Consider the following 26933-nt stretch of genomic DNA (forward strand, 5'->3'; position numbering starts at 1 on the left):
CGAATTTGATATCGCACAGGGAGGGCGTCGCTACGCGCACGTTTCATACCCAATGTCCCATTCGTTACTAGCGTCGTGACGAACTGGATGACCGCGGCCGGGCTCGCCTTCATCGCAGGCGGCCTCGCCACCCTGATCAGCTTCCGCGCCGTGCTCTTCGGTGGCGGGGCTCGTCGGACGGACCGGGCCGGCTCCTCCGCGCGCCGCCGGCGCTCGGAGCGGTCGGTGCCCACGCCCCGCCGGGACCCACTGCCGAGCCGGGAGTACCCCGTGCTCACCGCGACCGGGACACACAGCGTGCCGAGGCCCGAAGCGGACCCGGCGGCCAGCGGGCTGGCCTCGATCGGGCTGGCCGACGACGACGAGGAAGACCAGCCCCTGCCGGAGCCTGCCGAGGAATGGCCACCGCGCCGGCGGCGCCGCGAACCGGAACCGGACGGGTACGCCTGGGCGACGCGCGACGCCGAGAACCCCCGGGGCTACTCCGGGCGCTACCGCGAACTGGACGAGGAGAAGCCGATGCCGGAATGGGACTGGCCCCGCTACACCGACGTCGAGCGCCCGCCGACCGGGGACTACTGGACCCCGGTGCCGGACGACCTGTACACCGTCTCCGGCCTGGACTCGCTTCCGCCGGTGCCGGACTACGAGCCGGCCACCGGTTTCGACCTGCCGCCGATCCCGGCGACCGGCCCGATGCCGGAGTGGCCGCCCCGCGATCGGGAACGCCGGGTCCGGCTGCCACGGTCCTGGGAGGAGCGCAACGCCCAGCCCCGCCACGTCCAGCCGGACGGCGAGGAACGGCCCAGCCCCCGGCCCCGGCCGGCCACCGGCTACGTCAGCAGGCACTCGGCCAAGCCGCAGTAAGCTGCCCTGATGGGCTACACCGAGCTGGACCGGCCGCCGCTGTCCGAGCGGTCCCTGACCCGGGCGCTGATCACGCCGGGCGCCTTCTGGTCGCGGATCGAGGTGCGCGAGGAGACCGGCTCGACGAACGCCGACGTGGCGGCCGCCGCCGTCCGCGGCGAGCCGGAGGGCCTGGTGCTGGTGGCCGAGAGCCAGATCGCCGGGCGCGGCCGCCGGGACCGTCAGTGGGTGTCGCCGCCGCGGGCCGGGCTCACCGTGAGTGTGCTGCTGCGGCCCGGCCCGGCCGTGCCGCAGGCGGCGTTCGGCTGGCTGCCGCTGCTCGCCGGGGTGGCCCTGGCCGAGGCGGTGACCCGGGTGTCCGGCGTGGAGGCGGCGCTGAAATGGCCCAACGACCTGCTGGTCGCCGACCGCAAATGCGCCGGGATCCTGGCCGAGGTGTCCGGTGACGCGGTGGTGGTCGGGATCGGGCTGAACGTCAGCACCCGGGCCGAGGAGCTGCCGGAGACCACCGGGGTGCCGGCCACCTCGCTGCGGGTGGCCGGTGCCGAGAGCACCGACCGCGATCCACTGCTGCGGGCCCTGCTGCGCGGGGTCGCCCGGTGGTACGAGGGGTGGCGGGAGGCGGACGGCGACGCCGAGATGTGCGGGCTGCTCGCCGCCTACCAGCGACACTGCGTCACGATCGGCCGCGAGGTGCGGGTGCTGCTGCCCGGAGGCGGGGAGAAGACCGGCGAGGCGGTCGCGGTGGACCGGGACGGGCAGTTGGTGATCCGTACGGTGGAAGACGGCGATTTTCGGGTCTCGGCCGGGGATGTCCTGCACGTACGCTGATCCGCGTGTCGTTCCCGGAGGATCTGCTCGCCGACGAGGAGGAGATCGTCCTCCACCTGCGCGGGCACTGGAAGGCCGTGGTGCTGCCGGCCGTCGTGCTGGTGCTGGCCGTGACCGGTCTGGTGACGGCGTGGGTGCTGCTCCCGCCGAGCGAGGGCGGCCGGATCGGCCTGCTCATGGTGGCCGGCATCGTGCTCTATTACGGATCCCGCTACGGCGTGGGCCCGCTGCTGCGCTGGTGGTCCACGGAGTACGTGCTGACCACCGAGCGGCTCCTGGTGCAGCGCGGGATGCTCGCGCGGGAGCGGCGTGACCTGCCGTTGGAGCGGGTCAACGACCATGTGATGACCCAGTCGCTGGTGGACCGGATGTTCGGCAGCGGGACGCTGACCATCGACTCGATCGGGGATCAGACCGCGGTGCTGGCCGGGATCCCCGCCGCTCAGCTGGTGCAGAACACCCTGTATGAGCTGATCGAGACGGCCCCGGCCCCGGTCATCGAGGATCCAGCTCCGGCCGCAGATCGAGGTTAGCCGCGCTGCCCGGCTCGTCGATCGCGCTGAGCTCGGCGAACCCGGCGGTGGCGTCCATGTCGGTGATGGCGCCCTCGTGCCCGTCGACCGGCGGCTTCAGGAAGACGAACGTGCGGTACGACCAGAACCGGAAGACCGTGGCGATCACGATGCCGACCGTCGTCACGGCGAGCAGTTTCAGCTTGTCGTCGTGCTCGGAGAGGCCGAACCCGTACTTGCCGAGAGCGGTCATGCCGGACTGGATCAGCATGCCGACCAGGTTGAACCCGAAGAACAGGGTGTACTCCCGGCGCAGTGCGGTCCGGGTGTGGTGGCGGTAGGTCCAGTAGCGGTTCGCCAGGTACGCCAGAGTGGTCGTGACGACCGTCGCCAGGATGCTCGCCTTGACCGGCCCGATCGGCATCGACACGTAGTAGATGGCCAGGTAGAGCAATGTGTTGCCGGCCCCGATGACGCCGAAGGCGATGGCTTCCGGGGCGAGCTGACGAAGGCGTGACGTCAGCGTACTGGCTGGGGGCATTCGGCAACCTTACGGGAGCGGGGGAGGCTACGCCGAGTCACTGTGAGGCCGGTGACTGCACGCCCGGGGCAGCGTTGACCCGGAAGACGTAACGACGGTAGGACCAGAACCGGAACAGGGTACCCAAGGCTGTCCCGACGCCCAGCCCGGCGATGTTGTCGGCGAGTTTGGTCTGTGCCGGGGCCCAGACCGAGCCCAGGCCGTAGTGGCTGATCGCCAGGCAGGCCAGGGAGATGCCCAGGCCGATCAGGTTGAGCACGAAGAACGTCGTGTACTGGCGGGTCATGCCGACGTGGTCGCCCTCGTCCCGCCAGGTCCAGAAGCGATTGCCCAGGAACGCGATGGTGGTGGCCACCGTGGTCGACAGGGCCTTGGCGATCAGGGTCTCCCAGCCGGCCTGGAGTAACAGGTTGTAGATCACCAGGTCGACCAGGAAGGCGAAACCGCCGACGGTGCCGAACTTGCCGAGCTCGCGGACCATCCCCCGGATGCGGGAGCGTAGGTCGGGGTTCGGGGGCACGGGACCGAGAGTACCGGCGCCGGTCACTCCCGGCCGTCCTCGTTGCCGACCCTTAACCGGACGTCTCGGCATGGTGACGCTGCCGGTACGGAGAGTTACGAAAACTGTCGATCTCGCGGATCTCGGCCAGCCGTTCGCGGCAGTCGGCGCACCAGGTGAGGTGGGTTCGCATCCGGTGGGCGTCGCGCGGGGCGAGCCGGCCGCGCACCTGCCCGCCGAGGCGTTCGGCGGCCCAGCGGCACTCCGGGTGGTCGGCGGTGGCCACGTGCTGCTGGAGATAGAGGCTGCGCAGGCCCTCGCGGGCCCGGTGGGCGAGAACCGCCACCGCGTTCGGGGTGAGGCCCATCCGGGGGGCCAGTTCGGCCGGGGTGCTGCCCTCCACCTCGGTCTGCCACAGCACGTCCCGCCAGCGCTCGGGCAGCTGCCGGAACGCGGCGGCCGCGAAGGTGCGCTCCAGCCGGTCCAAAGCCGGGTCGGTGAACGGCTCGCCCGGGTCGTACCGGGTCAGGTCGTCGGTGAACTCCAGCCGCCGGTCCATCCGGGCCCGCTGGTAGCAGAGGTGCCGCATGGTGGTGTGCAGATAGGCGCGGAAGGCCACCAGCGGTCCCCGGCCGGCGCGCAGCGTCGCGAAGACCTTGACGAAGGTCTCGGCGACCAGGTCGTCGACGTCGGCGGGGCGGTGGACCAGTCCGAAGGCGAACTTGCGGGCTGCCGTGTGGTGCCGCTCGTAGAGCGTCCCGTACGCGGCGGTGTCGCCGGCCCGAACCGCGGCGAGCAGGCCGGTGTCCGAGTCCGCGTCGTTGCCCGGGATCGTCATTCCGCCTCCTGTGGCCGGAACTGTGAAGAATGCCCGATTACGCGAGAGTCTAAGGCGTTAAGCCCTTTTTGTGAAAGTTGTCAGGCGTGGCGGTGTGGCTGGACCGGATTCGGCACGCATGCGCACTGCTGCACTTTGCGGCGAAGAATCGATCGTGAACGCGCATCTCGGCCAAAGATTGTGCGGTTGTCCACAGATTCAGCCGATGAACTTGGGCTTACGCTGACGTGACTCCCCATGACAACAGCCGGTTCACCCCGGCTGATCGGTCATAGGTCAGTGCCGACCGAAGGAGCTTCATCTTGACCCAGCCCCCTGCCTCGCACCCCCGACTACTGGCGTGGATCGACGAGGTCGCCGCCCTGACCACACCCGACCGGATCGTCTGGTGCGACGGTTCGGACGCCGAATGGACCCGCCTCACCGACGAACTGGTCGACTCCGGCGCGCTGGTGCGCCTCGACCCGGCGAAGAAGCCGAACTCGTTCTGGGCGCGCACCGACCCGTCCGATGTGGCGCGGGTCGAGGAGCGGACGTTCATCTGCTCAGCCGACGAGGCCGACGCCGGGCCGACCAACAACTGGATGGCCCCGGCCGAGATGAAGCAGCTGATGACCGGGCTGTACCGGGGCTGCATGACCGGCCGGACGATGTACGTCGTCCCGTTCTGCATGGGCCCGCTGGACGCCCCGTCCCCGATGTTCGGCGTCGAGCTGACCGACAGCCCGTACGTCGTGGCCAGCATGCGGATCATGACCCGGATGGGTGCCGACGTCCTCGCCGCGATGGGAACGGACACGGATTTCGTCCCGGCCCTGCACTCGGTCGGCGCGCCGCTGAACCCCGGCGAGACCGACACCGCCTGGCCCTGCAACGAGACGAAGTACATCTCGCACTTCCCGGAGACCCGGGAGATCTGGTCGTACGGCTCCGGTTACGGGGGCAACTCGCTGCTCGGCAAGAAGTGCTTCGCGCTCCGGATCGCCAGCGTCGCCGCCCGGGACGAGGGCTGGCTCGCCGAACACATGCTGATCATGAAACTGACCTCGCCGGAGGGTGCGGTCAAGTACATCGCCGGGGCGTTCCCGTCCGCCTGCGGCAAGACCAACCTGGCGATGCTGGAGCCGACTCTCGACGGGTGGAAGGTCGAGACCGTCGGCGACGACATCGCCTGGATGCGCTTCGGTGAGGACGGCCGGCTCTGGGCCACCAACCCCGAGTTCGGGCTGTTCGGAGTCGCGCCCGGCACCGACTTCCACACCAACCCGAACGCCATGCGCACCCTGGCCCGCGGCAACTCGGTATTCACCAACGTGGCCCGCACCGACGACGGCGACATCTGGTGGGAGGGCATGGGCGAACCGCCCGCACACCTCACCGACTGGAAGGGCCAGGACTGGACACCCGGCTCGGAGACGCCGTCCAGCCACCCCAACAGCCGGTTCTGCACCCCCATCGAACAATGCCCGACCCTCGCCGGCGAATATCACGACCCGCGCGGCGTCCCGATCGACGCGATCCTGTTCGGCGGCCGCCGCAAGACCACCGTCCCGCTGGTCAGCGAGGCCCGGGACTGGGTGCACGGCGTCTACCTGGGCGCCACCCTCTCGTCCGAGACGACCGCGGCCGCGGTCGGCCAGGTCGGTGTGGTCCGGCGCGACCCGATGGCGATGCTGCCGTTCATCGGCTACCACGCCGGCGACTACTTCCAGCACTGGATCGACATGGCCAAGGGCGCGTCCGGCGACGCCTCCCGGCTGCCGAAGGTCTTCTACGTCAACTGGTTCCGCCGCGGCGACGACGGCCGGTTCCTGTGGCCCGGTTTCGGCGAGAACAGCCGGGTCCTCAAATGGGTCGCCGAACGCCTCGACGGCACCGCCGACGCGGTCGAGACCCCGATCGGCCCGGTGCCCACCCCGGAGGCCCTCGACCTGACCGGACTCGACCTCGACCCGGCCGACCTGGCGGCGGCACTACGGGTCGATCCGGCCGAGTGGCAGGCCGAGATCCCGCAGGTCACCGAGTGGTTCACCAGGTTCGGCGACAAGCTGCCGGCGGTGCTCTGGTCCGAGCTCGACGCGCTCAAGGCCAGACTCGCCGACGCCTGACCCCGGCTGGTCCCGCCCCACGGCAACGGCGCCCGGGGCGGGACCGGCCGGTCGGTGGATGCCCCCGATCGCACGATCGGACGCATCCCGGCGCGGATGGTCCCACGGCGGGCCGCCCCACTTGAGCCTGTGGCGCGGGTGGCTACGCTTTGGGGTGATGAGTCTGCGTTCTCTGGTCTACACCTTTTACGAACGGCGGCTGGCGGGCAAGCTGGCCGGCAAGCCCGTGCCCAAACACATCGGCGTGATGTGCGACGGCAACCGCCGGTGGGCCCGGGAGATGGGCTTCGTCGACCCGAACGACGGTCACCGCGTCGGCGCCACCCGCGTCAAAGACCTGCTGACCTGGTGCGACCAGTCCGGCATCGAGCACGTCACGCTCTACCTGCTGGCCACCGACAACCTGCGCCGGGCCGCCGCCGAGCTGGATCCCCTGCTGAGAATCATCGAGGACCTGGCCACCGAACTCGCCGAAGAGGGCAACCCGTGGCGCCTGCGCATGGTCGGCGCCCTGGACGTGCTGCCGTCCGCCACCGCCGCCACCCTGAAGGCCGCGCAGGAGAAGACCCGCGACCGCTGCGACGGCGTCGAGGTCAACATGGCCGTCGGCTACGGCGGCCGCCGCGAGATCACCGACGCGGTCCGCTCCCTGCTCTACGAGCACGCGGCCACCGGCGGCACCATCGAGGAACTGGCCGAGATCCTCGACGTCGAACACATCGCCGAACACCTCTACACCCGTGGCCAGCCCGACCCCGACCTGGTCATCCGCACCTCCGGCGAACAGCGCCTGTCCGGTTTCCTGCTCTGGCAGTCGGCCCACTCGGAGTTCTACTTCCACGACGCCAACTGGCCCGACTTCCGCCGCATCGACTTCCTGCGCGCCCTACGCTCCTACGCGACGAGACAGCGTCGCTACGGCGCCTGAACCTTTCTTCCGGTACGCCCCGGGCCGTCCGCGCCAAATCCAAGACGCCCCGCATCGTCCCCGCGACGCGGGCGCCACTCAAGACCGCCCGGCGACCACCGGGCGAATGCGCCCCCACCGGCACCCCGCCCGGTCTCATCCCACGCCGAGACGCCCTCTGACCGAAATCGAACATCGCCCGCGATTCAGCCCCAGCCAACATCGCGATCGTCCCACCGATGTGGAATCTCGCGCGCCCCCGGCTGCCTGGCGTCCAATCCCCGACGTGAGCCTTAATCCGCGGCCCGCCCTCGATCTCGGCCCGCCCTCGATCTACCACCGTCACGAGCCTTCTCCTCAGCCGACCTGGCTCCCCGGCGTCGTTGCCCCGCATCGAGTGCCCTCCCGCAGCTCTTGGCCGCCCTGGCCGCCGTGTCGGGCCTCGCTCCCGGCTGTCCGCCCATTCACGGGCAACACCTCACGTGAGCGACCGCAAAATATGCGATCTCGGTCAATTCGCCGCCGATTTCAGTCTTGTCCTCGGGCATCTGATCGCTCGCGGCAATCCCTCACGGTAAATCCCTCGCGGGGCGGCCCACTCAGCCGAAACCTGGGGAATTACCACCTTTTAGACCCTTTTCTTGGTGTGGGTGGCCTGTCGGGCGGTCCTGCCTTCCAGTGACGGCCTGTGGCCGGGTCGGGCCGGCGACTCCGCCATGAACCGCCGTCGCCGACACCGGCCCGGGCCCGACCGGTGCACACTTTCGCGGTTCATGTGTGCTGGTCGCGCTGAGGACACCGGCGCGGGAACACGACCGGTTGACCGTGATGCCTCGCCCGACGCGGAGTGCCTTCTGCTTGGTGGGGTTGGGCCTTACGGGCAATCCCGTTTTCGAGAGATGGACTGTGGCCGGGCCGGGGCCGGCGACTCCATCATGATCCGTTCGCCGTCGCCGTCGCCGTCGCCGTCGCCGTCGCCGTCGCCGTCGCCGTCGCCGTCGCCGTCGCCGTCGCCGTCGCCGTCGCTGTCACCGTCGCCGTCGCCGTCGCTGTCACCGTCGNCGGGCAATCCCGTTTTCGAGAGATGGACTGTGGCCGGGCCGGGGCCGGCGACTCCATCATGATCCGTTCGCCGTCGCCGTCGCCGTCGCCGTCGCCGTCGCCGTCGCCGTCGCCGTCGCCGTCGCCGTCGCCGTCGCCGTCGCTGTCACCGTCGCCGTCGCCGTCGCTGTCACCGTCGGTGTTGCCGGTGCCGGTGCCGGCATCGTTGGCCGCCGGTGCCGGTGCCGGTGCCGGTGCCGGTGCCGGCCCTGGGCCCGCCCGGCGCACACATTCATGGTTCGTATGCGCTGGTCAGGCCGAGGAACACTGGCACGGGAACACGGCCGGTAGGCCGTGATGCCACGCCGGGTCCGGGGCGTCTGCGCTCGCGCACGACCGGTCACCGTGTGCCCGAACCGAGGTGGAGGCGAGTCGCTCGGCCGAGGACGTGCGCGACACCCGGCCCTCCACCAAGAAGAAGACTCCGAAGTGTCTGCGCCGGAGCGCGACCGGTCACGGTGTGCCCGCACCGGGACGGATTCGAGTTACCCGGCCGAGGACTTGCGCGGCACCCGGCCCTCAATCGGGAGAAGAACCATTTCGGTGTCGCCAATCCCGGCTACCAATCCGCCGGTGAGGGGCGCATTCGCCCGGTGGTCGCCGGGCGGTCCGGAGTGGCACCCACGTCGCGCGGACGACACGGGGCGTCCCCGGTTCGGCGAGGGCGGCCCGTGGCGTACCGGCGGAAGGGTTAGAAGCGTTTCAAGCCCTCGGTGAGGAAGGCGGCGACCGCGTGGGGGGATTCCAGTGTGAGGTCGGCGGCGGAGGAGACCTCGGCGCCGGTCTCCGGGTTGGCGACGGCGACTGCCATGCCGAAGAATCCGGGGTCGACGGCCTCGCGGGCGCGCAGCGCGTCGAATGCCTTGATGTCGGACATGTCGTCACCGAAATACCAGGCGCAGCCGGCGTCCCGGACGCTCTCCGTGATGACCATGCCCTTGTCCTGGTCGACGGGTGGTTTCAGCTCGACGACCATGCGGCCGCGCTGGGTGCGCAAGCCGAGGCGCTCGGCCTGCTCGTGGGCCCAGCGCTCGACGGCCGCGGCGTGCTCGGGGGCGGTCCGGTAGTGCAGGGCGACGGAGAGCCTCTTGTACTCCACCAGGATCTCGGCGGGCAGCGCGGACCGGGCGGCCTCGGCCAGCTCGGCCATCGCGGGCACGAACTCGAGTGCGGCCGGGTTGGTGACGATCTCGCCGTCGTGCCAGACCTCCAGGCCGTAGAGCCCGAACAGATCGACGTTGTCGAGGGTCTCGAAGCGGGACCGCAGGAAACTGACCGGCCGGGCTGAGACGATCGCCACACGGTTGACGGAGCCGGCCAGACGCTCGAGCACGCCTGGGACGGATGGCACCGGCTGTGAGGCGTCCGGGTCGTCGGTGACGAGTGAGAGAACACCGTCGAAATCGAAGAAGAAGGTTGTCGACGACGCACGTGAAGCGGTGAACGCCCACGCGTCGTCGGTGGTCAGCGGGTGTGTCGGACGTTCGCTCTCTGCCACGAAAGCCAGACTACCCGCGCACCACCCTCTTTTATGCCCACGATTTCCGGTGCGTCGAGCGTCACCCATGAGTGCCCGATTTTGCGCACTACCGCGGGACGTAGTTGACCGCTAGCGTTTGAGTCATGGCACGGGGTCATCCCGGGCCAGCCGGTCGGCCCGGACCTGCGACGATTGCGCCACGGGGACTGCGATCCGACTCCGTGCAGAGGGCCGGCGACCGGAGGTGGCGGACCGCGGGCGGACCGGGTTGCACGCCCGCTGGAGCAGGCCTGTGACATCTCGCCGTACCGATGCCGGGGTCGACCAGAACCCGGCCGAAAAAGTCTCCAGCAGCAGTGCCACGACCGGGCGCCGTAGGGCCCGGGACCGGCACGCCGACGCGGAGCCCGCCACCGCTGGCAGGGTCTTCGTCCTGGACACCTCGGTCCTGCTGTCCGACCCGGCGGCGTTCCGCCGGTTCACCGATCACGAGGTGATCGTCCCCCTGGTGGTCATCTCCGAGTTGGAGGGCAAACGTCACCACCCCGAGCTGGGCTGGTTCGCCCGGCAGTCGCTGCGGATGCTGGACGAGCTGCGGATCAAGTTCGGCCGCCTGGATCAGCCGGTGCTCTGCAACGACGAGGGCGGCACGCTGCGGGTGGAGCTGAACCACGCCGATCAGAGTGTGCTCCCGCAGGGTTTCCGCAACGACTCGAACGACACCCGCATCCTGTCCGTGGCCCTGGGCCTGGCCGCCGAGGGCCGTGAGGTCACTCTGGTCAGCAAGGACATGCCGCTGCGGGTGAAGGCGGCTTCGGTCGGCATCACCGCCGACGAGTACCGCCACGGCCAGGCCAGTGACCCGACCTGGACCGGGATGGCCGACCTGGAGCTGTCCGAGGAGCAGGTGGTCTCGCTCTACTCCGGAGACGAGCTGGAGGTGGACGAGGCGGAGAATCTGCCCTGCCACACCGGTCTGGTGATCCATTCACCGCGTGGTTCGGCGCTGGCCCGGGTCAACCCGGACAAGTCGATCAAACTGGTCCGCGGTGATCGGGACGCGTTCGGGCTGCGGGGGCGTTCGGCCGAGCAGCGGGTGGCTTTGGACATCCTGCTCGACGAGCAGATCGGCATCGTCTCGCTGGGCGGCCGGGCGGGCACCGGCAAGTCGGCGCTGGCGCTCTGCGCCGGCCTGGAGGCGACGATGGAGCGCAACCGCCACAAGAAGGTGGTGGTGTTCCGCCCGCTGTACGCGGTCGGTGGCCAGGAGCTCGGCTATCTGCCGGGCAGCGAGTCGGAGAAGATGTCGCCCTGGGCGCAGGCGGTCTTCGACACCCTGGGCGCGGTGGTGCACGCCAATGTGGTCGAGGAGGTGCTGGCCCGGGGCATGCTGGAGGTGCTGCCGCTGACCCACATCCGGGGCCGGAGCCTGCACGACGCGTTCGTGATCGTCGATGAGGCGCAGTCGCTGGAACGCAACGTGCTGCTGACCGTGCTGTCCCGGATCGGGCAGAACTCGCGGGTGGTGCTCACCCATGACGTCGCCCAGCGGGACAATCTGCGGGTGGGCCGGCACGACGGGGTGACCGCGGTGATCGAGGCGCTGAAGGGGCATCCGATCTTCGCGCATGTCACCCTCACCCGTTCGGAGCGTTCGCCGATCGCCGAGGTGGTGACCGACCTCCTGGAGGAGATTCCGCTGTAAGTCTTCGGGTGGAACGCCAGCGTGGCAGATATGTCCGAGATTTGAGGGAAAAGTCGAGTGACTAACCTCACAACTCCACGCTGGCGTTTCACATCCACTTCACGTTGCGCCATGGTGTTCGGCGGGCACCAAGCGGCGACTTGATCGGGTCGCGGTGCTGACGGCGAGGTCCGGCCCGAGGGTCGGGGGCCCGCCGTTCTCTTGCCCCCGACGAAGGGAAACTTCGTGAAGCGGCTCTGGAGCCGGCTCGGAGTGCGTGTCGCGTCCGTCGGTCTTCTCGCGGCGGGTCTCACCGGTGGTGTGTACCTCGGCCAGGACCGGGACGACGCCCCGAAGCAACAGGTGGCCTCGACCGAGTCTCTCGTCCAGGCGAACGCCGAGGCCGCTGCGGCCGCCGAGCAGCTGCGCCTGCTCAAGGTGCGTGAGGCCGAGCACGCCGCGGACCGCGCACACCGCGTGGCCGCCGAGGAGGTCGCCGCGGCGAAGGCCGCCAGCGAGGTGAAGGCCGCCGCGTCCAAGGCGTGGACGAAGGAGAAGAAGGCCATCGCGGACAAGAAGGCCGCGGAGGAGAAGAAGAAGGCCGAGGAGGCCGCCGGCCCGGTCACCTTCACCGGGGACATCCCGGAGTCCTGCAGCGAATACAGCGGCAGCCGCGAGATCGGCTGCGCCATGATGCTGGACGCCGGTTTCAAGCTGGACCAGTTCCCCTGCCTGGACAAGCTGTGGAAGAAGGAGAGTGGCTGGAACTACAAGGCCACCAACCCCAGCTCCGGGGCGTACGGGATCCCGCAGTCGCTGCCCGGCAAGAAGATGGCGTCGGCCGGCAGTGACTGGAAGAACAACCCGGCCACCCAGATCAAGTGGGGCCTCGGCTACATCGAGGGTCGTTACAACACCCCGTGCAGCGCGTGGAGTCACTCGCAGAGCGTGGGCTGGTACTAAAAGCTGAGCTTTGAACGGGGTTGCGCGGCGAATCGCGCGGCCCCGTTTTTGCTGTGATCCAATGTCCGTATGGTCCGGAAAGCGGCTTTGTCATTCGTCGTGCTCGCGTTGGCGGCGGCCGGAGCACCCGCGGTGACCGGAGCACCCGCACGGGCCGACACCGGGCGGCCACCCATCCGGGAGGTGGTCGGCGGCAAACTCGCCGGCAACGGCCGGTTCCCGTGGGCCGTCCGGCTCTCCATGGGCTGCGGCGGCGCCCTGACCGCGCCCCGCGTCGTCCTCACCGCCGGGCATTGCGTCGGGCCGAGCGGGCCCAACGACCGGATCACCGTCACCGCCGGCGCCAGCGACCTCAAAGCCCGGTCCGCGGTCGCCGTCAAATCGGTCGAGGTCTACCGGTCGCCGGACTTCGTCACCGAGACCGCCGGCGACGACTGGGCCCTGGTCAAGCTGGAACGCGAACTCGTCCTGCCCACCCTGCCGATCACCGCTGAGGACGTCGAGGAGGGCGAGTTCACCGTGATGGGCTGGGGGCAGACCCGGGAGGACTCGACCCAGCAGGAACGCCGTCTGCACTACGCCACCGTGCCGACCATCCCGGACGAGGAGTGTGCGGCGGCGTACCGGCGGGCCGGGGTGGAACTGGTCAAGGACGAGTCGATCTGCGCCGGCCGGCACGGCGTCGACACCTGCCAGGGCGACTCCGGTGGCCCGATGGTCGGCCGGGACCGCACCGGGCGGTGGGTGCAGATCGGGATCGTCAGCTGGGGTCTGGGTTGTGCCCGGGACGGATATTTCGGGGTCTATACCCAGATCGCCAAGTTCCGTGCCGAGATCGAAGAGGCCACAAGACGCCTCTCTTGAGTGGCCGCTTTCGTTTTCGCCTGCGACCATCGATGCATGGGGTACGGCGGATGGGCAGCAGACGCACGAGCGGACGAGTCGTCAAGATTCGGGACGGAAGCCTTCTACGCGGCACTGGGCCGTGCGTTCGTGACGATGTGCGCGATCGTGCCGGTGCTGTTCCTGATCGAGGCGATCGACGTGGCCCTCGGCCCCGGCACCCTCGACCTGGCCGGCGGCATCATCCCGCGCTCCGGTGAGGGCATCGACGGCATCTTCTTCAGCCCGTTCCTGCACGACGGCTGGGATCACCTCTACGGCAACGCGGTCCCGCTCATCCTGCTCGGCACGTTCGTGCTCGCCGGAGGCGTCCGCCGGGCCATCTGGTCGACCGTCCTGATCATCGCGGTCTCCGGCGTCGGCGTCTGGTTCATCGGCGACCCCCAGACCGTCGTGGTCGGCGCCAGCGGCGTGATCTTCGGCTACCTGGGCCTGATCTTCGCCCGCGGCCTGGTCGAACGCAGCTGGTGGCACTTCGCGGTGGCCGGCTTCATCGGCCTCCTCTACTGGTACCAGCTCTTCAACGTCCTCCCCACCGACCAGCGGATCTCCTGGCAGGGCCACCTGCTGGGCCTGGTCGGCGGCGTGGTCGCGGCAGTCGTCTTCCGCCGAAAAGCCTGACCCTCCGCCGGTACGCCCCACGGCCCCACAACCGCAACACCCAGCCCCCGTGCGTCCCCGCGAGCTGGGCGTTCGGTCCGGACCGCCCGGCGACCGCCGGGCGAATGCGGTGCCCCCGGGTCATCCGCCCCGCGTGCCGCGCTGTGACTCAGTCAGCGCAGCATCGCAACCCGTGTCGGCAGTTCGCGTGCCGCGCTGCGGTGCGATTCGCGCCGTTTTGCGGCACGTGGCGGTGTTTCCGGGTTCGCGTGCCGCGTTGTGGTGCGGATCGCGCCGTTTTGCGGCACGTGGCGGTGCTTTCGGGTTCGTGTGCCGCGTTGTGGTGCGGATCGCACCGTTTTGCGGCACGTGGCGGTGTTTCCGGGTTCGCGTGCCGCGTTGTGGTGCGGATTGCGCCGCTTTGCGGCACGTCACCGGCGGCTCGCACTTGTGTGGGGATGCTCGCCGGAAGGCGGCACGTGGGGTGGGACGGCCGGGAGCACCGCATCCGCCCGGCGGTCGCCGGGCGGTCCGGGCCCACCGCCCGCCTCGCGGGGACGACGCGGGGCGGGCCGTTGCGGTTGTGGGGCCGTGGAGCGTACCGGCGGCGGGGTTTTGTGTTCGGGGTTACAGGATCGGGTCGCCCAGCGCGACCGTGGGGAGGTGGCCGTCGAAGTCGACCGCCGAGTAGAGGGCCAGTTTTTCCAGGCGGTGGTAGGAGTCGATGACCCGGATGGTGCCGCTCTTGGAACGCATCACGATCGACTGGGTGTGGGCGCCGCCGGAACGGTAGCGGACGCCTTTCAGCAGGTCGCCCGAGGTCACGCCGGTGGCGACGAAGAAGCAGTTGTCGCCGGTGACCAGATCGTCGGTGGTCAGCACGCGGTCCAGGTCGTGGCCGCCGGCGATCGCCTTCTCCCGCTCGGCGTCGTCGAGAGGCCACAGTTTGGCCTGGATGGCGCCGCCCAGGCACTTGAGCGCGCACGCCGCGGTGATGCCCTCGGGGGTGCCGCCGACGCCCATCAGCACGTCGACGTCGGTTTCCAGGCGGGCCGCCGAGATGGCGCCGGCGATGTCACCGTCCGAGATGAACTTGATGTTGGCGCCGGCCTGCCGGACCTCGTCGACCAGCTGGGAGTGCCGGGGGCGGTCCAGGATGCACACGGTCACGTCGGAGACGCTGGAGCGTTTGGCCTTGGCGATGCGGCGCAGGTTCTCCTTCACCCCGGCGTTGATGTCGATCACGTCGGCGCAGTCCGGGCCGACGGCGATCTTGTCCATGTAGAAGACGGCGCTCGGGTCGAACATCGCGCCCCGCTCGGCGACCGCCAGCACCGCGATCGAACCGGGCATGCCCTTGCTCATCAGCGTGGTTCCGTCGATCGGGTCGACCGCGACGTCCACCTCCGGGCCGGTGCCGTCGCCGACCCGCTCGCCGTTGTAGAGCATCGGCGCCTCGTCCTTCTCACCCTCGCCGATGACGACGACGCCGCGCATCTGGATCGAGTTGATGAGTTTGCGCATGGCGTCGACGGCGGCGCCGTCACCGCCGTTCTTGTCACCGCGGCCGACCCAGCGGCCGGCGGCCATCGCCGCGGCTTCGGTCACACGGACGAGGTCGAGGGCGATGTTGCGGTCGAGATCCTGCGGGACTCGGGCGGGCACGGGCGGCCTCCTCGCGACGTTGCGGGGTTTCGTCCCCCGATCCTGGCATCCGAGGACGTGCCAAGTCTCGGTTCAGCGACATGGTTAACAATGGCGAGGTGGAACCAGCCTCTTCGCCCACCCCGCCGGCCCCGGCCTCCTCGCCGCGTCTCGCGCCCAAGGAGGGCCGCCGGCCGCGCGACATGATCCTGTCGCTGGCCGTGCTGCTGGTCCCGATCGCGCTGATCATGGTCTTTTACCAGGTGGTGCTGGAGGGCAACCGGCCGGTCTCGGTGGACACCACGTCGTCGGTGGAGCTGGCGTCGCGGGAGTTCCCGGTGCGGATGCCGGCCGGGCTGACCGAGGACGACGACTGGCATGTCACGTCGGCGAACTTCCGCCGTGAGGGCACCGGGGCCACCCTGCGGCTCGGTTACATCCCGCCGAGCGACGAGGCCATCCTGATGATCCAGAGCACGGTGGACCCGAGCGTGCTGGTCCCGGCCGAGGTCGGTGCCGAGGGTCAGCGGAGCGGCACCTTCCGCACCACGCAGCGGACGTGGATGCAGTACGCCGGGCGTAAGGGCGAGACGGCGCTGATCGCGACCGAGCAGAGCCACACGATCGTGCTGATCGGCTCCAGCAACGACGTCGCCAATCTGGAGAAGCTGGCCGCGGCCCTGCCCTGACCGCTCAGTCGGCGCGGGCCGCACGGGCGGCCTCGATCCGCTCGCGGGCGCCGTCCAGCCGCCGCCGGCAGACGTCGGCCAGTTTCTCGCCGCGCTCCCACAGGGCCAGTGACTCCTCCAGGCTGCCGCCGCCCCGCTCCAGCCGCTCGACCACCTCGGCCAGCTCGGTGCGGGCCTGCTCGTAGCTCATCGTCTCGTCGTCGCTCATCAGCTCTCCTGTGCCGTCGCTCGCAGCTCGCCCTCGGCGAGCCGGATCCGAAGAATGTCGCCGCCGGCCACCTCGCCCGCGGCGCGGACCACGTGACCGTCGGACCGTTGCACGATCGCGTAACCCCGCTCCAGCGTCTTCGCCGGGGACAGCGCCCGCAGCCGGGCGAGGGTGTGCTCCAGCGCGTCGTCGGCGCGGCGCAGCCGGTGCTCCAGGTTGCGGGTGGCCCGGTCGCGCAGGGCGTCCGCCTCGGCGGCCCGCTGGTCCAGCAGCGCCTCGGGCCGGGCCAGCACCGGCCGGGACCGCCACGCCTCGATCCGCTGCGTCTCCCGGTCGATCATGTGCAGCACCGCCCGGTCCAGCCGCGCTTTCGCGTGGGCGATCAGCTTCTGCTCCTCGGCCAGGTCGGGCACGATCCGCTCGGCCGCGTTGGTCGGGGTGGAGGCGCGCACGTCGGCCACGTGGTCGAGCAGCGGGCTGTCGGTCTCGTGGCCGATCGCGCTGACCACCGGGGTGCGGGCGGCGAACACCGCCCGGCACAGCGCCTCGTCGGAGAACGGCAGCAGGTCCTCGACGCTGCCACCGCCCCGGGCGATCACGATCACGTCGATGGTGTCGTCGCCGTCCAGCACCTTGAGCGCGTCGATGATCTGCGGCACCGCGGTCGGGCCCTGAACCGGGACGTTCATCACCCGGAAGTCGACCGACGGCCACCGGCGGCGCGCGTTGACCAGCACGTCCCGCTCGGCGGCGCTGGCCCGCCCGGTGATCAGGCCGACCCGGCCGGGCAGGAACGGCAGCCGCCGCTTGCGCTCCCGGGCGAACAGGCCCTCGGCGGCCAGATGCTTTTTCAGCCGCTCCAGCCGGGCCAGCAGCTCACCCAGGCCGACCTGGCGGATCTCGTCGGCCCGCAGGCTGAGAGTGCCGCGGGCCGGATAGAACTCCGGCTTGGCGTGCAGTGTCACCCGGGCGCCCTCGGCCAGCTCGGGCGCACCGGCGTGGATGACGTCGTGGCTGGTGGTGACGGTCAGGCTGAGGTCGGAGGCCGGGTCGCGCAGGGTGAGGAAGACCACTCCGGAACCGGGCCGGCGGCTGATCTGGGCGACCTGTCCGTCCACCCAGACCCAGCCCAGCTTGCCGATCCAGGCCGTGATCTTCTGGCTGACGACGCGGACCGGCCAGGGCTCGTCGGCGGTGCTGGGGTTGCTCACCGGGCCAGATTACGGAAGCCCACCGACATTTTCGGCCGCGCGCTGTTCGGCGTGGCCGGTGTAGTGGGAGAGATCGACGGGCGTACGCCTCTCCGGCAGCAGTCTCTCCAGCATCGCCAGCCCGGACGCCAGCAGCAGCCCGGCACAGCCCCAGAAGACCAGGTCGGCGCAGGCGGGGAACCAGTCGACCGAGGCGCCGTCGCGGTACCGGTACGGGTATTGGAGAACCATCCCGGCCAGCACCGGAACAGCCGTGACGGCGAGTGCGGCCCGGCTCGGCACCGGCCGTCGATGGGCCAGCAGGAGCAGGCCGCCGGCGCAGAGCATCAGATGAAAGACCAGGTACGTGATGGTGAGTCCGCCGTCCAGCTCGACAGCGATGTCCAACAGTCCGATGCCGAGCAGGCCCCACCCGGTCATCACGCGCAGCACGGCGCCCATCAGTTGATTATCTAGTTCTTTTACCCTTATAAGTGGCGAAACGGAAGCCCGGTCGCCGGGGCTGTGGCGGAGATCGCAGAGAGGCGGGGCGGGGCGTGGTGCACGTACCATGGCCGGGTGACTGAAGCTCGTAAGCGGGTCCTGCTCGCCAAGCCGCGTGGCTACTGCGCCGGTGTCGACCGCGCCGTGCAGACCGTCGAGGAGGCGCTGAAGCTCTATGGCGCCCCGGTCTACGTGCGCAAGCAGATCGTGCACAACAAGCACGTGGTCAGCACGCTGGAGGCCCGCGGCGCGATCTTCGTGGAGGAGAACTACGAGGTCCCCGAGGGCGCGACCGTGGTCTTCTCCGCCCACGGCGTGGCACCCGAGGTTCACGACCAGGCCCGCGAGCGCAACCTCAAGGCCATCGACGCGACCTGCCCGCTGGTGACCAAGGTGCACCACGAGGCCAAACGGTTCGCCGCCGAGGACTACGACATCCTGCTCATCGGTCACGAGGGGCACGAGGAGGTCATCGGCACCGCCGGCGAGGCCCCCAGGCACATCCAGCTGGTCGACGGCCCCGACGATGTGGACGACGTGGTGGTCCGCGACCCGTCCAAGGTCGTCTGGCTGTCGCAGACCACCCTGTCGGTCGACGAGACGATGGAGACGGTGGCCCGGCTCAAGACCAAGCTGCCGCTGCTCCAGTCGCCACCCAGCGACGACATCTGCTACGCCACCTCCAACCGGCAGCACGTGATCAAGGAGATCGCGCCGGAGTGCGACGTGGTGATCGTGGTCGGCTCGACCAACTCGTCCAACTCGGTGCGCCTCGTCGAGGTCGCCCTCGGCGCCGGCGCGCGGGCCGGCCACCTGGTCGACTTCGCCTCCGAGATTCAGGACGAGTGGCTGGAGGGCGCCACCACGGTCGGTGTCTCGTCCGGCGCCAGCGTCCCCGACGAGCTGGTCATGGAGGTGCTCGGCCACCTGGCCACCCGCGGGTTCGGCGACGTCACCGAGTTCACCACCGCCGAGGAGCGGCTCACCTTCTCCCTCCCGCAGGAGCTGCGCCGCGACATGAAGAAGGCGGCCGCGGCGAAAGCTAGCTGAACTCCGGGGCTTGCGGTTGGCGAGGAGCGATCTCCACCTGTACGGGCGGGAGCAGCTCCTCGTCCGACACTCCCATGTCGGCCAGCTTGCGGGCACTGACCAGCACCCGCGACTCCAGCGAACCCACCGCCCGGTTGTAGGCGGTGACCGCCCCGGACAGCGACGTCCCCAGCTTGTCCACATGATCACCGAGCGTCGACAGCCGGCCGTAGAGCTCCCGGGCCAGCCCGTGCACGGCCGCCGCGTTCCGGGTCAGCGCCTCCTGCCGCCAGGAGAAGGCCACCGTCCGCAACATCGCGATCAGCGTCGCCGGGGTGGCCAGCACGATGCCCCGGCGGAACGCGTGCTCCATCAACGACGGATCCCGCTGCAACGCCGCGTCCAGGAACGGATCGGCCGGCACGAACAGCACCACGAAGTCGGGCGACGACTCGAACGCCGACCAGTACCGCTTCCCGGACAACGCGTCCACATGCCCGCGCAGGTGGCGGGCATGCTGATCCAGATGGCCGTCCCGGGTGTGCTCGTCCCGGGCCTCCATCGCCGACAGATAACCCTCCAGCGGCGCCTTCGCGTCCACCACCACGGTCCGGCCGCCGTGCAGGCGCACCACCAGGTCCGGGCGTACCCCCTGATCGTCGGTCGACGCCGTGACCTGCTCGGCGAAGTCACAGTGCTCCAGCAGGCCGGCCGCCTCCACGATCCGCTTCAGCTGATGCTCACCCCAGCGCCCGCGCACCTGCGGAGCCCGCAACGCCGCCACCAGCTGCCGGGTCTCGGTGCGTAACTCGCCGGAGACCGCGCCCATCGACCGCACCTGCTCCCGCAACTCGGCGTAGGCGTCCACCCGGTCATGCTCCAGCTGGGCCACCCGGTCCTCGTACCGCCGCAAGGTGTCGTGCAACGGGGCCACCGCACGGGCCACCGCCTCCTGCGACTGCACCGTCGCCTCGTAGGACAGCGACCGCAACGACTGCTCCAGCCGCTGTTCGCCGTCGCGGGCCGCCTCCACGGTCGCCTCCAGGCGGGCGATGTCGGTCGCCGCGCGGGCCCGGGCGGCCAGCCAGCCCACCGCCCCACCGGCGGCCAGACAGACGAGAACCACGGCCAGTGTCGAGAAGGTCACCACCGCAGATTGCCAGAAAGGAAGTGCACAGTTAACGCGGGTACGGTGGGAAACATGAAGGGCGTGTTGCTGATCCTGGCCATCGTCGCGGTGATCGCCCTGGTCGTCGTCGCGACTCAACGAGGCGGGCAGGCCCGCCGGCAGACGAACCTGGACGATGCCAGGGCCGAGGCCCAACGGTGGTATGAACGGCTCGGCGGTCAGGTGATGAACCTGAGTTCCGAGGAACCGGCCGCGAGGCAGGCGCTGGCCGACGCCGGCGAGCGCTACAACGCCGCCGGTGGGCAGTTGCAGAGCGCCAATTCGGTACGCCAATTCGAACTCGCCCGGGAGTCGGCCCTCGAAGGACTTCAGTACGTGCGGGCCGCCCGCCTGGCCATGGGGCTGGACGCCGGGCCGGATCTGCCGCCGCTGCACTCCGCGCAGGGTGCCGGGCAGATCACCCAGGCGCGTGAGGTCAGTGTGCAGGGGCATTCGTACAAGGCGGCGCCGCAGCCAGGCTCGGACACCCCGTATTACTACCCCGGCGGCCGTGTGCAGGGCCGCCCGGTGCCGGCCGGCTGGTATTCGACGCCGGTCTGGAAGACCGCGCTGGGCGCCGGTGCCGGCGTACTCGGCGGCATGCTGATCTTCGACGCCCTGTTCTCACCCGGCTTCGGCGACGACTTCGGCGGCGCAGACATGGGCGGTGACATGGGTGGCGACTTCGCCGGCGGCGATTTCGGCGCCGGCGACATGGGCGGCGGCGATTTCGGCGGTTTCGACTTCTAGCGAGTGTCCGCGATCGGGGTCCGACCGCGTGCCGATCTGTGGCTCGAATCGGAGCCTGACGGTTGACCGGCTCGTCGGCGGGCCGGACGCGGTCTCCATGACGTTTTCCACAGGCGAGCTGCCTTCCTGAATCAACCATCAGGGTCCGCATCGAGCCGCGAATCGGCACACGAACGGAGTCCCTGGCCCCACCAGCCGCGGCCGCGCCCGATCTCATCTACACCGGGCGGGCCGGGTTCCCGTACCGCATTACCTGGGGCGGGCCGGGTTCCCGTACCGCATTACCTGGGGCGGGCCGGGTTGCCGTACCGCATTACCCGGGGCGGGCCGGGTTGCCGTACCGCTTATCGGGGCCGGCCGGGTTTCTGATGTCTCGCCGGGCTGGGACCGCTGCGAGATCGCGATGGTCAGCGGCGCAGGTGCCGGTCGAGTTCGCGGCGCAGCGCTCGCGGGCTCGGCCAGATCTGGGTGAGGTCGGCGGTGAACGCCGGGCCCCGTGGCGTATCGGTGAGCGCCGGCCCACCGGTGTCACCCTCCTGCACCGGGTGCACGCTGTCCAGGTCCGCCGGGATCACCTCCAGCACGGTCCGCAGCCCCTCCCGGTGGATCACCGCGGCCGAGATGTCCGCCCAGTCCAGCAGGATCGGATCGGAGTCCTGCGCGGCCATCTCCAGCCCTCCGGACGAGACCCGCACCCAGGTCGGCAGGGCGGCCCGAGCCGAGACCGTATAGGCCCCGGCCGCACCCACCCCGATCACCATCGCCTGCGTGGCGATCACCCACCAGGGGTCGGCGTCACCGGAGATCCAGCCGATCACCGGTGACACCGCCAGGTAGGCCACCATCAGCACGGCGAACACCATGACGAAGGTCCGGCCCGGCGACGACCGGAACAGCACCGTGTCCCCGGCCGGAGCCCGCACTTCCTCGGGCGCGATCGACATGCCTCCCATGGTGGCCGCCCGCACTCAGAATTCGCAGGCGATCACCAGTTCCGGCGTCCGGTCCCGGAACAGCTCCAACTTGCCGATCCGGGCGGCTGCCCGGAAGTCACCGTCGATCAGTGCCAGCCGGTCCAGCAGATCGGCCGGCCCGAGCGCCTCGGCGACCGGAACCTCGGTACGCATCGACACCTTCCGGTCGGATTTCGCCCGCCGAACCTGCCGCAGAGCCTCACCCGCCAGGTCCAGCAACGACGCGTCACCCTCGGGTAGCTCGTCCCGCCCCGGCCAGGCCGCCGTGTGCACCGACCCGGTCCGCCACCAGGACCAGATCTCCTCGGTCACGAACGGCAGAAACGGCGCGAACAGCCGCAACAGCACCGACAGCCCGGTGGCGAGCGCGGCGCGGGCCGAGTCGGCACCCGGCCCCTCCCCGTATGCCCGGTCCTTGACCAGCTCGATGTAGTCGTCGCAGAACGTCCAGAAGAACGTCTCCGTCGCCTGGAGGGCATCGGTGTGCTGGTAGGCCCCGAACGCGGCGGTCGCCGTCTCGACCACCTCGCCCAGCCGCCCGAGCATCGCCCGGTCCAGCGGCTCGGTGATCGACTTCGCCTGGTCCGGCACTGCCGCGCCCAGTCCCAGTGCGAACTTCGACGCGTTCAGCAGTTTCATCGCCAGCCGCCGGCCGACCTTCAGCTGGGCCGGTTCGAACGCCAGGTCGGCGCCCGGCCGCCCGCCCGCGGCCCAGTAGCGAACCGCGTCCGAACCGAACTGGTCCAGCAGCGCGATCGGCGTCTCCACCTCGTTGCCCAGCGACTTCGAGATCTTCTTGTGGTCCGGGTCGAGGATCCAGCCGGAGATCACCGCCCGTCGCCACGGCAGCCCACCGGACAGCCGGTCGCCTCGCAACACCGACGAGAACAACCAGGTCCGGATGATCTCCTGCCCCTGCGGGCGCAGGTCCATCGGATAGGTGCGGGCGTGCAGGTCCGGATCGGTGCTCCAGCCGGTGACGATCTGCGGGGTCAGCGACGAGGTCGCCCACGTGTCCATGACGTCCGGGTCGGCGGTGAAGCCACCCGGGACGTCCCGTTGCTCCTCGGTGAACCAGGGCGGGCAGTCCGACGACGGGTCGACGGGCAGCGCGGTGTCCTCCGGCAGCAGCGGCCGATCATGCTGCGGCTCGCCGGAGGCGTCCAGCGGGTACCAGACCGGGATCGGCACCCCGAAGAACCGCTGCCGGCTGACCAGCCAGTCCCCGGTCAGCCCGTTGACCCAGTGCTCGTACCGGTGACGCATGCTCTCCGGGGTCCACTCCAACTCCCGGCCCCGGGCCAGCAACCCATCACGCAGCCCCGGGTCGCGACCACCGTTGCGGATGAACCACTGACGGCTCGTGACGATCTCCAGCGGACGGTCGCCCCGCTCGTAGAACTTGACCGGATGCGTCACCGGCCGCGGCTCACCGATCAGGTCACCGGACTCCCGCAGGATCCGGACCATCTCGGTACGGGCGGCGTTGACCGTCAACCCGGCCAGCCCTTGATAGGCGGCGACCGGCACACCCGCCGGGGCGTCCGGCAGGAACCGGCCGTCCCGGCCCAGCACCACCCGGGTGTCCAGGTCCAGGTCACGCCACCAGGTGACGTCGGTCAGGTCCCCGAAGGTGCAGACCATCGCGATGCCGGTGCCCTTGTCCATGGCCGCCAGCGGGTGCGCCCGGACCGGAACCTCGACATCGAAGAACGGCGTCCGGACCGAGGTCAGCCCGGCGAACCGGGGATCACCCGGGTGATGGACCAGCGCGACACATGCCGGCAGCAGCTCAGGCCGTGTCGTGTCGATCTCGACAGGTCCGTCCGGGCCGTGAAAACGCAGTTTGTGGTACGCCCCGGGCCGCTCGCGATCCTCCAGCTCCGCCTGCGCGACGGCGGTCCGGAAGCCGATGTCCCACAGCGTCGGCGCCTCCGACGAATACGCCTGACCGGCGGCCAGCTGCGCGAGGAACGCCCGCTGGGAGACGGCCCGCGATTTCTCGCCGATCGTCGTGTAGGTCAGTGCCCAGTCGACGGACAGCCCCAACCGGCGCCACAGCGCCTCGAACCCCTTCTCGTCCTCGACCGTCAGCCGGTCACACAGCTCGACGAAGTTGCGCCGGGAGATCGGAATCTGCTGCTTGGGCGCCTTGGCCGGCGGCTCCCACTCCGGGTCGTAGGGCAGTGACGGGTCACAGCGGACTCCGAACAGGTTCTGCACGCGGCGCTCGGTCGGCAGCCCGTTGTCGTCGAAGCCCATCGGGTAGAAGACGGACCGGCCCCGCATCCGCTGGAACCGCGCGACCGTGTCGGTGTGCGTGTAGGAGAAGACGTGCCCGATGTGCAGCGAGCCGGATACGGTCGGCGGAGGTGTGTCGATCGAGAACACGTCGGCCCGCTCCTGGGAACGGTCGAACGTGTACGTGCCCTCCTCCTGCCAGCGCGGCGCCCACTTGCCCTCGAGACCGTCGAGTGACGGCTTCGCGGGGAGCCCGGGGCGCCCGGTTCCCGTATCAGTCATGCCGGTCAGCGTAGGACCGCCCGACTCCCGCGGCCACGTGTTTATGCCCGTCATCGCGGCTCCGCCGCATGCTCCGCGTCTCGTCCCGTGTCCTCCTGCTCCGGTTCTTGCTCCGGTTCTTGCTCCGGTTGTTGTCCCGGCCACACCACCACCGCGGTGCGGTCTCCGGTGAACGGCGGGCGCTGGAACGCCAGCTGCTGCGCGAACGCCAGCGGGTCCGGCGGGCCGCTCCAGCAGTCCGTGAGGAACCGGCTGACCGGTCCCGTCGCGTCCCCCACCGGATCGGTCAGCCCACCGGTCATCACGATCAGTGGCTCACCCACCCGCGGGGAGAACGGCCGCGCACTCACCACCCCCGGCTCGTCCCCGGCCCTGGCCAGCGGGACCCACTGCCCCTTCCGCAGCAGGAACGCCGCCGCGTCACCTGCCGCATAGAGAACCATCGCCCGATGGGTGCCGTCCGGCGACGCCTCGGTCGCCAACACGAACGCCAGCTCACCGGCGACATGATCAGCTGCCTTCGCCACCCGGTCCCAGGGAAGCGCGGTGATCGACTCCGCCCATCGTGCCGGATCGTCCGGAGGTGGCTCGGCCGTCAGATGATCGACAAGTGTTTCGGTGATCCGGTCGCAGACCGCGATGGTGATCTCGTACTGCTGATCGGAGCTGGAGTCTCCGCCCGAGACGCAGCCGACCAGCCACTCCTGGTCCTTCGTCAAGCGCACGGCATAGGCGTCCTGCCGAGGTGCACCCTGCTGCTGGTGACGGATCCCCCGGACCGAGGCGGCCCGGTAGACGATCCCGCCGGCCTCCGCCCCGTCGATCGTCGTGTCCGGTGGCGGGTTCCGGAACAGATGTGGAGCCCGAGCCCGAACCGCCGGCTGCTCCCCGGCATCCCCGACGACCCACCGGCCATCGGGATGTCGCGCCCACTCCGCCGGATCCTCCTCGACGTGCTCCACGGTCGACTCGGGATCGGAATCCCCGCGCCTTGTCAGCCGCCGGATTCTGAGCGTCTGTTCCTCGTCGCGTGCTTCGGGGTCAGGGATGGACCGCAGGGTCGGGTCACCGGCAAGCCCGTGCGCCTGCGTCCGGTCCCGGCTGTAGTGCACGGTTTGATCCTGATGCCAGCCATGAGACATCGTCGTATCGCTCTCCGTGCCGTAGTAGACGGTCCGGTCGTCGCTCCGCCCGCCCTCTTCCTGATGGCCGGGGCGCTGGTCGTCGGACTGTCCGATAGAGCCTGTGGTCTGGTGACCGGACAGCCCGTCGCCTGACTGGCCGGTGGCTTGGTGGCCGGGCGCCTCGTCATATGGTTGCCCGGTGAATCCCGTGGACGGATCGTCATCGCCGTCGCGCCGATCCGTCTGGTAGCGCCGGGACACATACACCCCTGGCTGCCCCACCGTCAGCCGCGCCGGCTCGGTAACATCGCTGGGGTCGTGCGCCGCCGTCAGTCTCTCCGACGGATCCGGCTGAGCACCCACCATGCCGTCACCTCATCTCGGTTGAATCCTGTCGTCCGGCCGCACGAGCCAGCTCACCGGCCCGGCGTTACTCACCGGCCCGGCGTTACTCACCGGCCCGGTGTCACTCGCCAGGCCGGCGTCAAACGTCGCGACCTGGTCGACGGGATGAACCCGCCAGCGCTGCGCTGCCGCTGATCAGCAGCTGGCCGACACCCGAACGCCATCGTCACGCCTCATAGCTTTACACCGGTGCACCGCACTGTGCCGAGTCCACCGGCGACCGCGTCACCTCGAACGAGGCCTGGTGGGGCCGGTGTCCGGATCTATCCTCATCCAGCCATCGGCTCGCCCTCGAGCGAGCCGGACTCGAATGTCAGAAGCCACTTCTTGACGTGCAGGCCCCATCGATAGCCACCGAGCGTGCCGTCGGTGCGGAGCACCCGGTGACACGGCGTGAACAGCGCGACCGGGTTGCGGGCGCAGGCGGCGGCCGCCGCGCGGACCGCCGGTGGCCGGCCGGCCAGCTCGGCGAACCCGGTGTAGGTCACCGGGGAACCGGGCTTGATGTCACGCATCACGTGCCATGCGTGCCGCATGAACTCGCCGGCCGTGTGCTGCTCGACCGCGATCGCGTCGATGGCCGTCAGGTCGCCATCCAGATAGGCCCTGATCGCCTCGCCCACCACGCCCGGCTCGCCGGGCTCCACCGGCTCCAGCAACACTGGGTGCACCAGGCTCATCAGCACCGGCACATCCCTGGTGAAGCCGGCCGCGCGCACCGCGCCGGACTTGGTCGTCACCACGGTGAACGGGCCGGCAGGGGTGGTCAGAGTCGAGTGAATCAGCATCGTTGTCTCCTCGCTGGGGGAGTCACAAGCGTGGCTTGTTTTGCGGCTCGCGGGTGAGAATTCGGTCCGCCTGTGGATAACCGAATCGGCGCGGAGCGCACTG

25 protein-coding genes are annotated in these 26933 nt (G+C 70.1%); 12 read left to right on the forward strand and 13 right to left on the reverse strand.

The window, feature by feature from the left end:
• Positions 1 to 75: 75 nt before the first annotated feature.
• Genes ACQ0O7_RS06475 through ACQ0O7_RS06485 form a run of 3 tightly spaced genes read left to right on the forward strand, consistent with a single transcriptional unit; the run spans position 76 to position 2231 of the window.
• Positions 76 to 867, forward strand: a complete 792-nt coding sequence (locus ACQ0O7_RS06475; RefSeq protein ID WP_430780826.1) for a hypothetical protein — start codon at positions 76 to 78, stop codon at positions 865 to 867.
• A 9-nt stretch (positions 868 to 876) separates the two neighbouring features.
• Positions 877 to 1698: a biotin--[acetyl-CoA-carboxylase] ligase gene (locus tag ACQ0O7_RS06480; protein ID WP_430780827.1), complete on the forward strand. Its 822-nt coding sequence runs from the start codon at positions 877 to 879 to the stop codon at positions 1696 to 1698.
• 5 nt (positions 1699 to 1703) lie between these two features.
• Entirely contained in the window at positions 1704 to 2231 is a 528-nt protein-coding gene (locus ACQ0O7_RS06485; protein WP_430780828.1) for a PH domain-containing protein, read from the forward strand.
• Here ACQ0O7_RS06485 and ACQ0O7_RS06490 read toward each other — a convergent pair.
• From ACQ0O7_RS06490 to ACQ0O7_RS06500, 3 genes are read right to left on the reverse strand one after another with little or no spacing between them, the layout of a single operon-like run.
• The gene (locus tag ACQ0O7_RS06490) at positions 2194 to 2751 is read right to left on the reverse strand and encodes a GtrA family protein (protein WP_430780829.1); all 558 of its coding nucleotides are present in this window, start codon (positions 2749 to 2751) and stop codon (positions 2194 to 2196) included. The two genes, ACQ0O7_RS06485 and ACQ0O7_RS06490, sit on opposite strands and share 38 nt — an antisense overlap.
• A 37-nt stretch (positions 2752 to 2788) precedes the next feature.
• Positions 2789 to 3343: a GtrA family protein gene (locus tag ACQ0O7_RS06495; protein ID WP_430780830.1), complete on the reverse strand. Its 555-nt coding sequence runs from the start codon at positions 3341 to 3343 to the stop codon at positions 2789 to 2791.
• Complete coding sequence (locus tag ACQ0O7_RS06500; protein WP_430780831.1) at positions 3324 to 4088, reverse strand: sigma-70 family RNA polymerase sigma factor; 765 nt, start codon at positions 4086 to 4088, stop codon at positions 3324 to 3326. Before ACQ0O7_RS06500 ends, ACQ0O7_RS06495 begins: the two co-directional genes overlap by 20 nt.
• A gap of 302 nt (positions 4089 to 4390) precedes the next feature.
• Between ACQ0O7_RS06500 and ACQ0O7_RS06505 the strand changes: the two genes are divergently transcribed.
• Positions 4391 to 6196, forward strand: a complete 1806-nt coding sequence (locus tag ACQ0O7_RS06505) for a phosphoenolpyruvate carboxykinase (GTP) (protein ID WP_430780832.1) — start codon at positions 4391 to 4393, stop codon at positions 6194 to 6196.
• A 157-nt stretch (positions 6197 to 6353) separates the two neighbouring features.
• Positions 6354 to 7124 (forward strand): isoprenyl transferase, encoded by a 771-nt coding sequence (locus ACQ0O7_RS06510; RefSeq protein ID WP_430780833.1) that lies wholly within the window; start codon positions 6354 to 6356, stop codon positions 7122 to 7124.
• A 1771-nt stretch (positions 7125 to 8895) separates the two neighbouring features.
• Here the strand turns inward: ACQ0O7_RS06510 and otsB are convergent.
• Entirely contained in the window at positions 8896 to 9702 is an 807-nt protein-coding gene (gene otsB, locus ACQ0O7_RS06515; RefSeq protein ID WP_430780834.1) for a trehalose-phosphatase, read from the reverse strand.
• Positions 9703 to 9976: 274 nt separating this feature from the next.
• Between otsB and ACQ0O7_RS06520 the strand changes: the two genes are divergently transcribed.
• From ACQ0O7_RS06520 to ACQ0O7_RS06535, 4 genes are all read left to right on the forward strand, one after another.
• Entirely contained in the window at positions 9977 to 11389 is a 1413-nt protein-coding gene (locus ACQ0O7_RS06520; RefSeq protein WP_430780835.1) for a PhoH family protein, read from the forward strand.
• Positions 11390 to 11614: 225 nt separating this feature from the next.
• The gene (locus tag ACQ0O7_RS06525; RefSeq protein WP_430780836.1) at positions 11615 to 12331 is read left to right on the forward strand and encodes a lytic transglycosylase domain-containing protein; all 717 of its coding nucleotides are present in this window, start codon (positions 11615 to 11617) and stop codon (positions 12329 to 12331) included.
• A gap of 87 nt (positions 12332 to 12418) precedes the next feature.
• Positions 12419 to 13195 (forward strand): serine protease, encoded by a 777-nt coding sequence (locus tag ACQ0O7_RS06530; protein WP_430780837.1) that lies wholly within the window; start codon positions 12419 to 12421, stop codon positions 13193 to 13195.
• Between the two features lie 36 nt (positions 13196 to 13231).
• Positions 13232 to 13855 (forward strand): rhomboid family intramembrane serine protease, encoded by a 624-nt coding sequence (locus tag ACQ0O7_RS06535; RefSeq protein WP_430780838.1) that lies wholly within the window; start codon positions 13232 to 13234, stop codon positions 13853 to 13855.
• Positions 13856 to 14461: 606 nt separating this feature from the next.
• Here ACQ0O7_RS06535 and glpX read toward each other — a convergent pair.
• Positions 14462 to 15499, reverse strand: a complete 1038-nt coding sequence (gene glpX / locus ACQ0O7_RS06540) for a class II fructose-bisphosphatase (RefSeq protein ID WP_430780839.1) — start codon at positions 15497 to 15499, stop codon at positions 14462 to 14464.
• 98 nt (positions 15500 to 15597) lie between these two features.
• Between glpX and ACQ0O7_RS06545 the strand changes: the two genes are divergently transcribed.
• Positions 15598 to 16167, forward strand: a complete 570-nt coding sequence (locus ACQ0O7_RS06545) for a DUF4245 domain-containing protein (protein WP_430780840.1) — start codon at positions 15598 to 15600, stop codon at positions 16165 to 16167.
• A 4-nt stretch (positions 16168 to 16171) separates the two neighbouring features.
• On the opposite strand, the gene ACQ0O7_RS06550 is transcribed toward ACQ0O7_RS06545, so the two are convergent.
• Genes ACQ0O7_RS06550 through ACQ0O7_RS06560 form a run of 3 tightly spaced genes read right to left on the reverse strand, consistent with a single transcriptional unit; the run spans position 16172 to position 18027 of the window.
• A complete protein-coding gene (locus ACQ0O7_RS06550) occupies positions 16172 to 16375 on the reverse strand; it encodes an exodeoxyribonuclease VII small subunit (protein ID WP_430780841.1) in 204 nt (67 codons plus the stop codon).
• Entirely contained in the window at positions 16375 to 17586 is a 1212-nt protein-coding gene (xseA, locus tag ACQ0O7_RS06555) for an exodeoxyribonuclease VII large subunit (RefSeq protein ID WP_430780842.1), read from the reverse strand. The genes ACQ0O7_RS06550 and xseA overlap by 1 nt, the downstream gene beginning before the upstream one ends.
• Before the next feature lie 9 nt (positions 17587 to 17595).
• Positions 17596 to 18027, reverse strand: coding sequence for a hypothetical protein (locus ACQ0O7_RS06560; RefSeq protein ID WP_430780843.1), 432 nt, complete (start codon positions 18025 to 18027; stop codon positions 17596 to 17598).
• A 72-nt stretch (positions 18028 to 18099) separates the two neighbouring features.
• Between ACQ0O7_RS06560 and ACQ0O7_RS06565 the strand changes: the two genes are divergently transcribed.
• The gene (locus ACQ0O7_RS06565; protein ID WP_430780995.1) at positions 18100 to 19119 is read left to right on the forward strand and encodes a 4-hydroxy-3-methylbut-2-enyl diphosphate reductase; all 1020 of its coding nucleotides are present in this window, start codon (positions 18100 to 18102) and stop codon (positions 19117 to 19119) included.
• On the opposite strand, the gene ACQ0O7_RS06570 is transcribed toward ACQ0O7_RS06565, so the two are convergent.
• A complete protein-coding gene (locus ACQ0O7_RS06570) occupies positions 19112 to 20245 on the reverse strand; it encodes a DNA recombination protein RmuC (protein ID WP_430780844.1) in 1134 nt (377 codons plus the stop codon). The two genes, ACQ0O7_RS06565 and ACQ0O7_RS06570, sit on opposite strands and share 8 nt — an antisense overlap.
• A gap of 54 nt (positions 20246 to 20299) precedes the next feature.
• On the opposite strand from ACQ0O7_RS06570, the gene ACQ0O7_RS06575 reads away from it, so the two are divergent.
• Positions 20300 to 21016 (forward strand): hypothetical protein, encoded by a 717-nt coding sequence (locus ACQ0O7_RS06575; protein ID WP_430780845.1) that lies wholly within the window; start codon positions 20300 to 20302, stop codon positions 21014 to 21016.
• A gap of 407 nt (positions 21017 to 21423) precedes the next feature.
• Here ACQ0O7_RS06575 and ACQ0O7_RS06580 read toward each other — a convergent pair whose 3' ends face one another.
• The 4 genes from ACQ0O7_RS06580 to ACQ0O7_RS06595 form a co-directional block, all read right to left on the reverse strand.
• Positions 21424 to 21960: a hypothetical protein gene (locus ACQ0O7_RS06580; protein WP_430780846.1), complete on the reverse strand. Its 537-nt coding sequence runs from the start codon at positions 21958 to 21960 to the stop codon at positions 21424 to 21426.
• Between the two features lie 24 nt (positions 21961 to 21984).
• Positions 21985 to 24513 (reverse strand): valine--tRNA ligase, encoded by a 2529-nt coding sequence (gene valS, locus ACQ0O7_RS06585; protein ID WP_430780847.1) that lies wholly within the window; start codon positions 24511 to 24513, stop codon positions 21985 to 21987.
• Between the two features lie 50 nt (positions 24514 to 24563).
• Positions 24564 to 26003: a hypothetical protein gene (locus ACQ0O7_RS06590; protein WP_430780848.1), complete on the reverse strand. Its 1440-nt coding sequence runs from the start codon at positions 26001 to 26003 to the stop codon at positions 24564 to 24566.
• 308 nt (positions 26004 to 26311) lie between these two features.
• A complete protein-coding gene (locus tag ACQ0O7_RS06595; protein ID WP_430780849.1) occupies positions 26312 to 26830 on the reverse strand; it encodes a methylated-DNA--[protein]-cysteine S-methyltransferase in 519 nt (172 codons plus the stop codon).
• Between the last annotated feature and the right edge of the window lie 103 nt (positions 26831 to 26933).

Source organism: Actinoplanes sp. G11-F43 (genome assembly GCF_050589265.1).
Lineage (GTDB): Bacteria > Actinomycetota > Actinomycetes > Mycobacteriales > Micromonosporaceae > Actinoplanes.